This window comes from Kaistella sp. (assembly GCF_049588135.1).
In the GTDB taxonomy this organism is placed as follows: Bacteria; Bacteroidota; Bacteroidia; order Flavobacteriales; family Weeksellaceae; genus Kaistella.
Genome location: NZ_JBAVFG010000168.1, coordinates 1 through 13276, shown reverse-complemented (window position 1 = coordinate 13276; position 13276 = coordinate 1). Strand labels below are relative to the sequence as shown.

Genomic DNA, 13276 nt, shown 5'->3' with positions numbered 1-13276 from the left:
GTATAATAGTTGTCAAATAATTGATGGAGTTTTTCGTTGGGTACGCTTGTTTGAGCGTTGAAATTTGCCGAATTTAAAATACCCACAAATAGAATGCAGGCGTAAATACTTTTTAAATTAATAGAGTAGTTCATTGTGTTTTTAGTTTAGATTTTAAAAAATATAAGATGTAATTTCAATTTGAGCGGTTGTTTTTGAAATCAAACTTTACCTAAATCGGGATTTTTTTTGAATAAATTTTTTTTCAGAAGAATGAAAGTAGGCAGATTGAAAAATGCCGCTGAGTAATTCAATACGATTCGTCATGCTAAGTGTTTTAAAAAAAATTAAATATATTTCAAATAGTACGATTTTAAATTAATGATTGTTTAAAAGCGAAATTTTTAAAAAACCAACAAACAAAGTTAGATAATTGAAATGAATAATTGGATTATTTTAAGATATATCTATTAAATTAATATTTAAAAATTGTTTTGTTTATTAATTATTCATTGTATGGCAAGTGTGTTAAGAGATGTTTAAATGAAAGAATTTCAAAAAAGGAGAAGTGTTTCATGATTTGTCATTTTCTTCGATGTCATTATATTTAAAAAAGACATTCTTAATCCTTTGAGTCTCCAAAAATTTTCCCTTAAATTTGAACTAACTTTTAATCTAAAAAAAATGTTTAAAAAACTGACGCTTATTGCACTTGTTATTGGTTCCACAGGATTTTCTGCCCAAAAAAATAAACCAACCCAACTTGAAAGACCAAAACTCATGGTCGGTTTAGTTGTCGATCAAATGCGTTGGGATTATTTGTATCGTTATTATGAAAAATTCGGGAACGATGGTTTCAAACGGCTTTTAAATCAAGGATATTCTTTAAATAATGTTCATATTAATTATATACCAACTTACACTGCAATTGGTCATACCACGATTTATACCGGTTCTGTTCCTGCGATTCACGGGATTGCCGGGAACGATTGGTTTGATAAAACAACCGGGAAAAATGTGTACTGTACGGGAGATGATTCGGTAAAGCCAGTTGGGACAACCGATGCTAAAGTCGGCAGTCATTCCCCAAGAAATTTATGGTCAACCACGATTACAGATGAACTTTTGTTAGCAACCAACTTTAAAGCTAAAGTGGTAGGGGTTTCTTTGAAAGATCGCGCTTCGATTTTGCCGGCAGGTCATAATCCGACCGGAGCATATTGGTTTGATGATACCACTGGAAATTTTGTAACGAGTTCTTACTATATGAATGAATTGCCGAAATGGGTGAACGATTTTAATAATCAAAAAATTGGAGATCAGTTGGTGAAAAACGGTTGGAATACTTTGCTTCCAATTGCTGAATACACCGAAAGTTCGCCAGATAATTCGCCTTGGGAAGGACTTTTGGGAAGTGCGAAAACGCCAACTTTCCCTTACAATAATTTAGCAAAAGATTATCAAGAAAAAAAAGACAACATCCGTTCTACGCCTTTCGGGAATACTTTAACATTGAAAATGGCCGAAGCTGCCATCACAGGAGAGCAATTAGGAGCTGATGCGATCACTGATTTCTTAGCGGTCAATCTAGCTTCTACCGATTATGCCGGACATAAATTTGGACCGAATTCTATTGAAGTGGAAGATGTTTATTTAAGATTAGACCGTGACTTGGCAGAATTCTTTAAATATTTAGATCAAACGGTTGGTAAAGATCAATACACGGTTTTCCTTTCTGCGGATCATGGTGGCGCACATTCCGAAGGTTTTATGGAAAAACATAAAATGCCAACAGGTTTTTATGGTGAAGACAATAAAGAATTTAATCAAATGCTAAAGGCTAAATTTAATGTTGACAAATTAATTACCAAAATAACGAACAATCAAGTTTATTTGGATGATCAATTAATGAATGACAATAAGTTAGATTCGGAAACAGTAAAACAGTATTTAATTGATATTTTGAACAAAGACAAATCTGTTTTATTTGCGGTTGATATGAAAAAAGTAGCATCTTCATCCGTTCCAGAACCGATTAAAACAAGAACTATAAATGGCTATAACTGGCAGAGAAGTGGTGATATTCAAGTAATTTACCATGATTCTTGGTTGCCAAGTTATTCTAAATTGGGAACGACTCACGGTTCATGGAATTCTTATGATTCGCATATTCCGTTGATTTTTATGGGTTGGGGAATTAAAAACGGCGAAAGCAATAAGGATTATAACATGACCGATATTGCACCGACGGTTTCTGCATTATTGCACATCCAATTCCCAAGTGGAAATATCGGGAACCCAATTGTAGAAGTCATTGGAAAATAGGTCTTAATTTTTCAAATTCACAATCAACAAAAAAACTGCTTTCGAGCGGTTTTTTTGTTGAAATATTTTTGATTTTCAATTTGGATACTGTTCAAAAAACAATACATTTCACCATTAAGAATTCCTTCAAAACTAAATCATATAAAGCTTTCGTGGACTTTGTGTTTTCCTAGAAAACTCATGTGTTAAAAAGACCAGCATTTGGGTTTAACCAAAAAAAGACCACATTTCTGCGGTCTCCATTATTTTTTTTTAAAATTACTTTCCTTTTTGTGGCGGATAATTCGCCATAATTTCTGCAATAATTTCTGGAATTTGTTTTTGTTTAGATTTTGGGGAATCAATCGAAATTCCACTTCCGACTCCTTGCCAAACTAATTTTTGAGTTCTTGCATCAATTAAATCTAAAATTAAAGCACCCTGATTATAATTGGATGTCCACATTCTGTTCATCCCAACACCCCAACCGAAAGATCCGCCCCAGCCATACATTCCGTAAGGTCTCGAACTTTGAATATCTTGGATTCTCTTATAATTCGCTTTTACATTTACGATTAAATCTGGGTTATCAGAAACGCTCAAGCCTTTAGTTTGTAATTGTTTTGAAACCTCGTTCAGCACCCGATCTTTGTCGATGTCATTCATTTTCAAATCATCGATTCGCAATTTATACGTTTTATATCCGTTGAAATTTGCAGTAGCCGCATAATCAGATTTAATCTGAAAAGGACTGCAAGAAGTCAATCCCAATGTGACCGAAGCCAATAAAAGAATGATATATTTTTTACTCATGACCAGTATATTTTGTTAATTATATTTTATAAAATAAATTCTTCGTCTTTACTCTTTTTTCTATTCGTCTATCATCTCTTCGTCTCCTGTCTAACAATCTTCTTAAAAGTATCCGTCTTTTTATCATAACCGTACGGACAATGTTTGCAACCACTTTTGCAGCAATAGCCGCGCTTTAGGTGGAATACTTCGGTAAAAACTTTGTAACCTTGTTCATTATAATAAAAGTCTTCGTGTTCTTTGATGGGATTTAAATTCATAAGTTAAATCAGAATTGCTGAATTTGATATCTTTGTTTCATGATAATCGTGTGCCAAAGACTTCTCAAAAATACAAAAATTTCGGCAATCACGCTTTTTCCGTTGATCATTTTGAGAAAACAGGAATTGCGACAAAATAAAATCCTCATCAATCACGAGAAAATTCACCTTCGTCAGCAGTTGGAACTTTTGATTATTTTCTTTTATTTATGGTATGTGATCGAATATTATTACTGGTTTTTCAAACTGAAAAATCACCATCTCGCCTACCAATCTATTTCGTTTGAAATGGAAGCTTATGCCATGGAAAATGATTTGAATTATTTGGAGAAAAGAAAGTTTTGGAGCTTTTGGAAGTGTACATTAGGAATTTAAAGTTTCTAATCCTAATAAAAAGAATTTTACGTTTCTTTTGCTGATTTTGGTCATTTAATTTTTTTTTTGAATTGAATTTTTATAGTATGAAATTACCCCATTAATTCTCAAAATTACATTTTTTTAATTCTCTATCTTTTTTATTTTCATTACTTTTGCACATCTTAAATAAATAGCCTCTTTGGAAACTCAGGATCTTATTTTTAATCCTCAGGATATTGCAGAAACGCTCAGCCAACTTCGCGCTGATGAGCGTCTTTTGGCATTTCTAAAAGTGCCTAAGGAATACAAAGCAGACGTATTCTCACATTTAGATCCGAATTTCCAGGAAGAAACCATTCGTGGTATCGGCAGCGAGGAGGTTTCTGAGATTCTGAACGCCATGAGTCCGGATGACAGAACCGCACTTTTAGAGGATTTTCCTGATGAATTAATCAGGTATTCCATCAATCATCTTAATCCTCAGGAAAGAAGAATTGCACTGAAGCTTTTGGGTTATCACGTTGATTCTATTGCGCGTTTGATGACGCCATATTATATTCAGATCCGTAAAGAATGGACGGTTAAACGATGTTTTCAGCAAATAAAAAAAGTAGGTAAGAAGGTAGAAACCATGAATCATCTTTATGTGGTTGATGAACGTAACCGGTTGGTCGACGATATTGCGATTGGTTCCCTATTATTGGCAGAAGAAGATACTTTGATATCTGAAATTACTGACAATCACTTTGTTGCAATTACGACTACGACTACGAAAGAAAATGCGGTTACCTATTTTGAAAAGTATGACCGATCTGCCTTACCGATTGTGACCGAAAGTGGAGTTTTGGTCGGTATCGTAACTATCGATGATATTTTGGATCAGATTGAAGCACAAAATACAGAAGATATTCAGAGATTCGGGGGTGTCGATGCGCTCGATATGCCCTATACCCAAACTTCATGGACGGAGATGATCAAGAAGAGAGGAACCTGGTTGGTGATTCTTTTCTTTTCCGAAATGTTAACGGCATCGGCCATGGGATTTTTTGAACATGAAATTGAAAAAGCAGTGGTGCTTGCCTTATTTGTCCCATTGATTATTTCTAGTGGTGGGAACTCTGGCTCTCAGGCAGCAACATTGATAATTCGTGCCATGGCGCTACAGGAAATCGGTCTGAAAGACTGGTGGTATGTTATGCGCAAAGAAATTGTATCCGGAGTTTTTCTAGGAGGAATTCTTGGGATTATAGGCTTTATTAGAATTATGATCTGGCAAGAAACGGGTTTTTATGATTATGGCGAACATTGGATTTATATTGCTTGCAGTATTGCGGTTTCACTCTTATTAATAATATTGTGGGGAACACTCTCAGGCTCAATGATTCCATTTATTTTGAAAAAATTTAAATTAGATCCTGCCACTTCTTCAGCACCTTTCGTAGCAACTTTAGTAGATGTTACAGGTTTGATTATTTACTTTACGGTCGCCGGAATGTTCCTTGCAGGTAAACTTCTCTAGCCTTTTTGGAAAAGTCCTTATATGATTATAGAATCTTATACTTTCATGAATGAAGTTTTACAGAAATTGGGATTTGAAAGTTCCTAATAAAAACATCCTTATTTGATGGTAAGGCATTTTCCTGATTCGGAATACATTTGATGAAAGTGGGTGATTGTCTGAAAGAGTTATCTTTAAGATTCGTGAAAAAGGACTCTTCCGAAAAAGAGTCCTTTTATGATATCCGAAAATCGTGCAATTATATTTTTGCCATTCTGGGATCAAGAGTAAAACTTGGGAACTACGCAAAAAATTTCGATAATCTGCAGAATCTGTATGGCTATTTCAAGGACGGGTCAAATCGGTCTTTAGATCTGGTTAATTCCTTCATTAAGTCTTAATGTTGAAAAAAATATGGTTTGAGATTTAGTCCCCAGCTTTTATGAACTCATTTCTGCTTTAATTTTATCTTGTAATCCTTGGCTAGCAACTACTAAAGGTAGTCTTACGTAATTTTTCAAAATTCCCATTTCTGCTAAAACCGTTTTGATTCCTGCTGGATTTCCTTCAGCAAAAATCAATCGTGTAATTTCTACTAATTTGTTATGAATTTCGTAGGCTTCTTTCACTTTTCCATCAAATGCCAATTGCACCATTGTTGAAAATTCTTTCGGATAAGCTTGTCCAATCACTGAAATTACTCCATTCCCACCGGCTAAAGTTACAGGAAGTGTATATTCGTCATCACCAGAAACCAAATTAAAATGATCGGGTTTTTGACGTAAAATATCGAAATATTGAAGAATATTCGGCGCAGCTTCTTTGATTAAAAATAAATTCGGGAAATCTTTTGCTAATCTTAAAGTGGTAGCGGCTTCTAAGTTTTGACCCGTTCTCGACGGAACATTGTAAATGATAATTTGTTTGCCTGTTCCTGCCAATACTTTGTAATGTTGGTACAATCCTTCTTGATTAGGCCTGTTATAATAAGGAGATACAGAAAGAATGGCATCGAAATCTGATAAATCAGCTTCTTCAATTTGTCTTTTTACTTCCATCGTATCATTTCCGCCAATTCCTAAAACTAACGGAAGACGTTGATTATTAATCTTTATAATATGCTGAATGACCGCTTTTTTTTCTTCGTTAGAAAGCGTTGCTGCTTCGGCAGTAGTTCCTAAAACCACTAAATAATTAGTTCCGTTATTGATGTTGAACTCAACCAACTTGGTTAAAGAATCAAAATCTACAGATAAATCTTCATTAAAAGGCGTAACCAAAGCCACACCAAGACCTTTTAAATTGCTCATTTTTTATAAAATTAATGTTTCAAAATTACGAAAATTAATACAAGAATTTATTAAAAAAGAGGATAAGTTTATATTCATATCTTTATATTTGCAACAATAGATTTTATAAACATGAAGACAAAATATCTGATTTCGGGTTTGGCGCTTTTAGCGATAATGTCGTGTAAAACGTCGCTGAATGTTGCCAATGTACAGACCGAGAAAAATATTTCTATATCACAAGATTTGCCAGAAGATGCAGTTTTTAGAAAGACAATAGAACCTTATAAAATGGAACTGGAAGGGAAAATGAATAAGGTAATTTCCCATACTTCTATAGATTTAACAAAACAAGGAGACAATAGTACTTTAGGAAATCTCTTGGCAGATTATACTTTTGAAGGTGCTGATGAGTGGGCGAAAAAAAATGGAATTGGCAATGGAGTTGATGCCGCTGTAATTAATATCGGTGGAATTCGAACTACAATTGGAGCTGGTGATATTTTGACCAAACAGATTTATGAAGTGATGCCATTTGAAAATGAAGTGATTATCGTTAAAATGAAAGGAAGCGATTTGCAAGGACTTTTCGATTATTATCTGAAAACATTGAAGAATAATCCAGTTTCTCATTTGTATATTGAAACCGACAATGGAATGAATGTGAAAGAATTGGTGAACGGAAAAGAAGTGGAACCAACGCAAACCTATTATATTGCAACTTCTGATTATTTAGCGTTGGGTGGTGATAATATGGATTATTTTAAGAAAGGCGAAATGATTCCTACTGGAATAAAATTGCGGGATTTGTTTTTGGAAAAATTCATTGCCAATCCAGAAATTAAAGTTCCGAGTGATATGCGCCTCAATTTTAAAAACAAAAAAAACAAAACCGATGAATAGGAAACAGTTTCTACAAACCTTAGGTGGTGGAACATTGGCGATGACTTTAGCGCCCAATCTTTTGATGGCAGAGAATTTCGCAGCTTTAAATCTGGACTCAGCAAATCAATTGACGATTCTTCATACCAACGATCAACACAGCAGAATTGAACCTTTTGATTCCAGTTATACGAGAAACCCTAACCAAGGTGGTTTTGCTCGACGGGCTGCGTTGATCCAAAAAATCAGAAGCCAAGAAAGCAATGTTCTTTTGCTGGATTCTGGAGATACTTTTCAAGGAACACCTTATTTTAATTTCTTCGGTGGCGAACTGGAATTCAAATTAATGTCGATGATGGGTTATGATGCTTCTACGATGGGAAATCATGATTTCGATAATGGTTTAGCAGGTTTTAAAAAAGTGAAACCCAATGCGAAATTTCCTTTTCTTTGTTCTAATTATGATTTTAAAAATACCATTCTTGATGGTGAAACTGAAAAGTATAAAATCTTTAATAAAAATGGAATTAAAGTAGGAATCTTCGGGGTGGGGATTCAATTAGCAGGTTTGGTGGGTAAGAAAGATTATGGCGAAACCGAATATTTGGATCCAATTGAAATTGCACAACACTACGCTGATTTTTTAAGAAAGGAAAAGAAATGTGATATGGTAATTTGTCTTTCGCATATTGGTTATGATTACAGTGATGACCCGATGAAAGTTTCGGATAAAATTTTAGCTGCAAAAACCGATGGAATTGATTTGATTTTAGGTGGTCATACCCATACTTTTTTGCCAGAACCCCAATCATTTTTGAATAGAAGTGGGAAGAATGTTTTGGTCAATCAAGTCGGTTGGGCAGGATTGCTTTTAGGTAAAATCACCTTTTATTTCGATAAAAATAAAAATGTGAAAAATATTTCATGGAACAATCAAGTTATAGATGACAGCATCTTAGTGTAATCTTATGAAAAAAATACTCCCACTTTTACTCTGTTTTCTCTCGCTAAATTTATTTTCGCAAAAGATTTCTTCGCCTAAATGGTCCGATTTATTTTCTTATAATAATGTATTATCCATTCGGGAAGACAATGGGAAACTCATTGCTGCAACAGAAAATGGAATCTTTTCCTACACGCCGGCGACTGGAGAAATAACCAAATTATCAAAAGCCAACGGATTGCATGAAGTGAAAATTTCTGCTTTCGATTATAATCCCGAAACCAAAATCGGATTGGTAGGTTATAAAAATGGTTCTTTGGATGTGATTACACCAGAAGGAATTACGTATGTGGTAGATATTCCGATTGCAACAGGATATAGTGGTGATAAAAAAATCAATCATATTTCTATTACAGGAAACTTAGCCGTAATCTCAGTGGGTTATGGTGTTTCTGTTTTTAGATTAGATAAAAAAGAGTTTGGAGATTCTTCTTTTTTTACTAATGCTGGAACTTATGAAGCTGCAAAAGAAGCCACCATTAAAGAAAATACAGTTTATGTAGTTACTGCGACAGGGTTAAAATCGCATGAAATGAATGTTAATTTTCCTATTTATAATACCTGGAATATGGTTTCTGCCGGAAGTTTTACCCAAATTGCAAGCGGAAGTATTTTAGCTTATGCTAATTCCAGTACCGTGAAATATGGTGATGGAAACACATTTTCGACATTGCGACAAAGTTTTTCGAATATTCAGGATCTAGTTGTAACTCCACAAAATATTATTGTTGCAGATTTAAATGCAGTTTCAGTTTTTGGAATTACCGGTAATTTAATAAAATCATATTCAACAAATGAGCAGTTGAATACGGGATTTTTCTCCTTTTCAAAAATTTATGCAGGATCTAAGTTATCTGGAATGCTCAATGAAGCAGGAGAAAATTTTAAGCCCAGTGGACCCTATAATAATACTTCATACAAAATCTCCTTGTTGGGTGATCAAATTTATGTGTCAACAGGGAGCAGGACGGGTAGATATAATGATGGATCTCCAAATGCTAACAATCTGGGCTTTTATTACTTCACAGGTTCAGAGTGGATATATCCGAGTTTTTTTGTTAACAGCTCATTGGGCTTTAATGTGATGGATGTGGTCGCTAATCCTTCAGATATGACAGAGGTTTTTTTTACAAATTATATTCCAACGAGTAGTCAAGGTGTTTATAGAATGAAATTTGATGCTTCCCGAAAAGATTTTGATTTAAAGAAAGTTTATACTACAGGAAAAGATTATCACCATGGCAGACCTTTAGGTCTTGCATACGATGAAAAAAATAATCTTTTTGGTACTGTTGCCTATTTGGATATTGAAAATAATAACGGAAACTCTGGAATAATGTCTTATGACAAATCTTCGGATTCATTTTCCTATAGAAGTCTTAAGATAGGGACTGGGGTGCAGAAACCTGTAATTTCTGATGGTTACATTTGGGTACCTTTACCTAGAGACGTTATTTTGGCTGCAATAAATTATAAAAACACATCAAGTCTCTTGGATGATGAGATTTATCTTGTACAAAAATCAGCAGGTTTTCCATCAAACTCAGAAGGAATCATCGCTGTAGCGAAGGATCGTTCAGGTGATTTGTGGATTGGAACCGACAGTGGACTACGGGTTCTTCATTCTGCGGTGTCAAATATTCAAAATAATCCTAGCGTAGAGCCCATCATTATTGAAGAAAATGGAGTAGGCGAAGAGCTCTTTCGAGATAGTCCTGTTTTGCAAATCGAAGTAGATTCTGGGAATCAAAAATGGATTTCTATTGATGATGGTGGAGTCTTTTATTTAAGCTCAAATGGAGAACAAACTTTAAAGCAATTTACCAAATCTAATTCACCTCTTCCAACGAATAGTGTAACCGATATTAAAGTTGATAGTAAAACAGGAAAAGTATATTTTGTAACTTTAGATGGAGTGGTGGTTTACCAAGGTGATGTCTTAGAAGTTACCGAGAATTTCGGTGATGTTTTAGTATATCCAAATCCTGTCGTTTACGCGCAGTATAAAGGCAATGTCCGAATTCGTGGTTTAGCTGCTAAAACAAACATTAGAATTACTGATGCAGCAGGGAATTTAGTTCATCAAGCTGTAGTACGCGGTGGATCGTATGAGTGGAATCTTGCTAATCATCGTGGTGTGCGGGTGGCATCTGGAATTTATTTCGTCTTAATGACCAATGAAGACGGAACAGATACCGCAACCGCCAAAATTGCTGTGGTGAATTAATGCAAACTCAAAACTGTTTTCTTCTTTCTTATTTAAAGTATGGTGATCATGATGCAATATTGCATTGTTTCTCTATTGAAAATGGGTTTCAGAGTTTTTTTGCAAAAGGAATTTATTCTGCAAAAAACAAAATGAAACCTTATCTTTTTCCGCTGAATTTGTTAAATATAACTATTTCGAAAGTTGTTGCAGAAAATAGAATATCATGTATTTCTAAAATAGAATCAGCTTCAGATCATTATGATTTTGATGAGGTTGCTATGAATTCGATTTTATTTTTTACTGCCGATTTTTTACATCAGGTTTTACGGGAAGAAGCAAAGAACCCACTGCTTTTTAACGAAATAGAAAAGGTAAGAAAAGAAATTAGCGCCCAGAATTACGACGCTTATTTGGTTTTTATTTTTAAGTATCTTTCCATCTCAGGTTTGGTACCGCTTTATGGTAATCAGAAATTTCTAAATCCAGAAAGTGGTCTTTTTGAAGATGCTATTTCTCATCCAATTTTTAATGAATCTATTTCTGCGTTGTGGAAGCGATTTTTAAGCACCTCCAATACTTATGAAATACGACTGACACGAGACGAAAGAACCTCTTTTCTAGATGCGCTGATGGTTTATTGCCGAATTCACATCACTGGTTTTTATACGCCAAAGTCGTTGGCGGTGGTTCGCCAGATTTTCGAATAGGTCATAAGATTTTAATCAAAAAAAGTTCCTCGTAATAAGGAACTTTAATTTTTTAATAAATGCACTTTCTAACGTGGCGTTGTTTTATAAACCTGAAAGTTAAATACAAAACTTCTGTCTTTAAAAGAAATATTAATATAGTTAAAATGAGCATCACGAGCAAAAGCTGCGCGGGAAGGAACAATGATTATCCCTTGAAGATTATAATTATCTTCGTCGGGGATATTAAATGCTTTAAAATGCTTCAATCCTTCTTGAAACCCTTCAATTTCGTAGAAACTTCTTTGTTTAGCCAATTCCGTAGTAGCATTATCTAATACAGATTGTTTTACATAGTAGTAAGCAGGGTCTATCTCTGGAACACCTAAACCTGCAATGTTGTTTCTGAAAGTGTAAGGAGAGGTGAAAGCAACATTATCATTAGTATTTGTTGCAACATAAGTCATGGTGTTACTCATTAAATGTAAAATATCTGTACTGCCAATCTCTGTTCCAGGTATAGGTTGAGCATTCGGTCTCACCAAATAAATAACACCAGAAGGAAGGGTGATCGGATTTAAACTTGCAAGTTTTACTTGTGTAGAATCAGTTGCTACATATTCTTTTAGGTTCCCTTTCGCATCAAAGGCGTGAGTCTCCAAAAATTTTTGAGCGGACTCGTCATCATAACTGTTTTGGGTTTCTATACTTACTTCCGGCACGATTTCCTCATGATCCTTTCTACAAGAAATAATTGTAATTGAAGCCAAGGCAAGGAACAAAAATGTTTTCTTCATATTTAATATTATCATTAAATTGCTAAAATTTTATAATCCAGCAAAAGTATAAATAAAATATGAGAATAGATAAGTTTTTATGGTGTGTTCGCTTTTATAAGACCAGAAGCATTGCGGCAGATGAAATTAAAAAGAACAGAATTTCGCTCGCAGGCCAGACCGTAAAGTCTTCCCGAGAGGTGAAAGAAGGTGATTTAATTAAAATTAGAAAAAATCAAATCGATTACCAAATTAAGATCATACAGATTCCCAAAAGTAGAATGAGTGCTAAATTAGTTCCTCTTTATATCATCGATCGAACAGAAAAAGAACAATATGAAATTCTGAAATTAAGACAATTAAATCAGGAACATTACCGCAACAAAGGAGAAGGCAGACCAACCAAAAAAGACCGGCGGGAACTCGATGATTTTGTAGGAGGAGATAGCAACTCCGAGATGGTAAATAGCGACTGGGATCTATTCTTCAGCGACGTTGATGATTCTAAAGAAGATTAATCAGGGCATCTATTTTATCTCATCAATACAATGATTTCGTCTGCAATTTCTTCAGGAGTTTTAGAATCGGTGATTACCGTATATTTCGCTTGGTTGTAAAAAACTTGTCTTTCAAAAAGATGTTTGGCAATAAATTCGGGTAAATCTTCATCAGCAATTTTTGCAATGAGCGGGCGTTTCTGCTTTTGTTTCAGCAGTCGTTCCGTTAATGTTCTTACTGAACTTCGTAAATAGATGCTTTCACTTTTTTGGGTAATGAGCTCAATATTGTTATAATAGGCGGGAGTGCCGCCACCTAAACTTAAAATACCATCTTTTTTGGTGTTAAAAATCTCCTCTAAAAGAAGTCTTTCTTGTTTTCTAAAGTAGATTTCACCTCTTTTTTCGAATATTTCGGGAATCATCATGTCGTTTTTCAAAAAAATTTCTTGGTCTAAGTCAATTGATTTTAGTGTGAGTTTTTGACTCAAAACTTTGGAAATGTGAGATTTGCCGCTTCCCATATATCCGATGAGTGAAATGATCATATTTTTATTTTGCACAAAGTTCCAAAAAAATTTTGAGATTTTAAAAAAAGAAGTATCTTTGCACCACTTTAAAACGAGAATATAACTGTTCAGATTTAAAAGGTGACCGACTCGGTAGCTCAGCTGGTAGAGCAATACACTTTTAATGTATGGGTCCTGGGTTCGAATCCCAGCC

The 13276-nt window shown here is 34.5% G+C and carries 13 protein-coding genes; 8 read left to right on the top strand and 5 right to left on the bottom strand.

Annotated elements, in window-relative coordinates; all coding sequences use genetic code 11:
• Positions 1-663: 663 nt before the first annotated feature.
• Positions 664-2304, top strand: a complete 1641-nt coding sequence (gene pafA / locus WBY99_RS09390; RefSeq protein WP_423976070.1) for an alkaline phosphatase PafA — start codon at positions 664-666, stop codon at positions 2302-2304.
• Between the two features lie 258 nt (positions 2305-2562).
• Here the strand turns inward: pafA and WBY99_RS09385 are convergent, their stop codons facing one another.
• Together WBY99_RS09385 and WBY99_RS09380 are read right to left on the bottom strand one after the other, a co-directional pair.
• Positions 2563-3096, bottom strand: a complete 534-nt coding sequence (locus WBY99_RS09385; protein WP_423976069.1) for a DUF4136 domain-containing protein — start codon at positions 3094-3096, stop codon at positions 2563-2565.
• 71 nt (positions 3097-3167) lie between these two features.
• Positions 3168-3356, bottom strand: a complete 189-nt coding sequence (locus WBY99_RS09380) for a DUF5522 domain-containing protein (RefSeq protein ID WP_423976068.1) — start codon at positions 3354-3356, stop codon at positions 3168-3170.
• Between the two features lie 39 nt (positions 3357-3395).
• Between WBY99_RS09380 and WBY99_RS09375 the strand changes: the two genes are divergently transcribed.
• Positions 3396-3731, top strand: a complete 336-nt coding sequence (locus WBY99_RS09375) for a hypothetical protein (protein ID WP_423976067.1) — start codon at positions 3396-3398, stop codon at positions 3729-3731.
• Positions 3732-3912: 181 nt separating this feature from the next.
• Positions 3913-5232: a magnesium transporter gene (gene mgtE, locus WBY99_RS09370; protein ID WP_423976066.1), complete on the top strand. Its 1320-nt coding sequence runs from the start codon at positions 3913-3915 to the stop codon at positions 5230-5232.
• Between the two features lie 419 nt (positions 5233-5651).
• Here mgtE and dapA read toward each other — a convergent pair whose 3' ends face one another.
• A complete protein-coding gene (dapA, locus tag WBY99_RS09365) occupies positions 5652-6521 on the bottom strand; it encodes a 4-hydroxy-tetrahydrodipicolinate synthase (RefSeq protein ID WP_423976065.1) in 870 nt (289 codons plus the stop codon).
• A 111-nt stretch (positions 6522-6632) separates the two neighbouring features.
• Here dapA and WBY99_RS09360 point away from each other — a divergent pair, with 111 nt between their 5' ends.
• From WBY99_RS09360 to recO, 4 genes are read left to right on the top strand one after another with little or no spacing between them, the layout of a single operon-like run.
• The gene (locus WBY99_RS09360; RefSeq protein ID WP_423976064.1) at positions 6633-7403 is read left to right on the top strand and encodes a 5'-nucleotidase C-terminal domain-containing protein; all 771 of its coding nucleotides are present in this window, start codon (positions 6633-6635) and stop codon (positions 7401-7403) included.
• Positions 7396-8346 carry a bifunctional metallophosphatase/5'-nucleotidase gene (locus tag WBY99_RS09355; RefSeq protein ID WP_423976063.1) on the top strand — a complete coding sequence of 317 codons (951 nt, stop codon included), beginning with the start codon at positions 7396-7398 and terminating at the stop codon, positions 8344-8346. Before WBY99_RS09360 ends, WBY99_RS09355 begins: the two co-directional genes overlap by 8 nt.
• A 4-nt stretch (positions 8347-8350) precedes the next feature.
• Positions 8351-10612, top strand: a complete 2262-nt coding sequence (locus tag WBY99_RS09350; RefSeq protein WP_423976062.1) for a T9SS type A sorting domain-containing protein — start codon at positions 8351-8353, stop codon at positions 10610-10612.
• Positions 10612-11301 carry a DNA repair protein RecO gene (gene recO / locus WBY99_RS09345; protein ID WP_423976061.1) on the top strand — a complete coding sequence of 230 codons (690 nt, stop codon included), beginning with the start codon at positions 10612-10614 and terminating at the stop codon, positions 11299-11301. The genes WBY99_RS09350 and recO overlap by 1 nt, the downstream gene beginning before the upstream one ends.
• Before the next feature lie 68 nt (positions 11302-11369).
• Here the strand turns inward: recO and WBY99_RS09340 are convergent, their stop codons facing one another.
• The gene (locus tag WBY99_RS09340) at positions 11370-12077 is read right to left on the bottom strand and encodes a hypothetical protein (protein WP_423976060.1); all 708 of its coding nucleotides are present in this window, start codon (positions 12075-12077) and stop codon (positions 11370-11372) included.
• A 59-nt stretch (positions 12078-12136) separates the two neighbouring features.
• Here WBY99_RS09340 and WBY99_RS09335 point away from each other — a divergent pair, with 59 nt between their 5' ends.
• The gene (locus tag WBY99_RS09335) at positions 12137-12574 is read left to right on the top strand and encodes an RNA-binding S4 domain-containing protein (protein ID WP_423976059.1); all 438 of its coding nucleotides are present in this window, start codon (positions 12137-12139) and stop codon (positions 12572-12574) included.
• Between the two features lie 14 nt (positions 12575-12588).
• On the opposite strand, the gene WBY99_RS09330 is transcribed toward WBY99_RS09335, so the two are convergent.
• Entirely contained in the window at positions 12589-13101 is a 513-nt protein-coding gene (locus WBY99_RS09330) for a shikimate kinase (RefSeq protein WP_423976071.1), read from the bottom strand.
• Positions 13102-13276: the final 175 nt, after the last annotated feature.

Coding starts and splice junctions, on each gene's coding strand:
- pafA (WP_423976070.1), top strand. CDS start 664: ATGTTTAAAAAACTGACGCTTATTGCACTTGTTATTGGTTCCACAGGA.
- WBY99_RS09385 (WP_423976069.1), bottom strand. CDS start 3,096: ATGAGTAAAAAATATATCATTCTTTTATTGGCTTCGGTCACATTGGGA.
- WBY99_RS09380 (WP_423976068.1), bottom strand. CDS start 3,356: ATGAATTTAAATCCCATCAAAGAACACGAAGACTTTTATTATAATGAA.
- WBY99_RS09375 (WP_423976067.1), top strand. CDS start 3,396: ATGATAATCGTGTGCCAAAGACTTCTCAAAAATACAAAAATTTCGGCA.
- dapA (WP_423976065.1), bottom strand. CDS start 6,521: ATGAGCAATTTAAAAGGTCTTGGTGTGGCTTTGGTTACGCCTTTTAAT.
- WBY99_RS09360 (WP_423976064.1), top strand. CDS start 6,633: ATGAAGACAAAATATCTGATTTCGGGTTTGGCGCTTTTAGCGATAATG.
- WBY99_RS09355 (WP_423976063.1), top strand. CDS start 7,396: ATGAATAGGAAACAGTTTCTACAAACCTTAGGTGGTGGAACATTGGCG.
- WBY99_RS09350 (WP_423976062.1), top strand. CDS start 8,351: ATGAAAAAAATACTCCCACTTTTACTCTGTTTTCTCTCGCTAAATTTA.
- recO (WP_423976061.1), top strand. CDS start 10,612: ATGCAAACTCAAAACTGTTTTCTTCTTTCTTATTTAAAGTATGGTGAT.
- WBY99_RS09340 (WP_423976060.1), bottom strand. CDS start 12,077: ATGAAGAAAACATTTTTGTTCCTTGCCTTGGCTTCAATTACAATTATT.
- WBY99_RS09335 (WP_423976059.1), top strand. CDS start 12,137: ATGAGAATAGATAAGTTTTTATGGTGTGTTCGCTTTTATAAGACCAGA.
- WBY99_RS09330 (WP_423976071.1), bottom strand. CDS start 13,101: ATGATCATTTCACTCATCGGATATATGGGAAGCGGCAAATCTCACATT.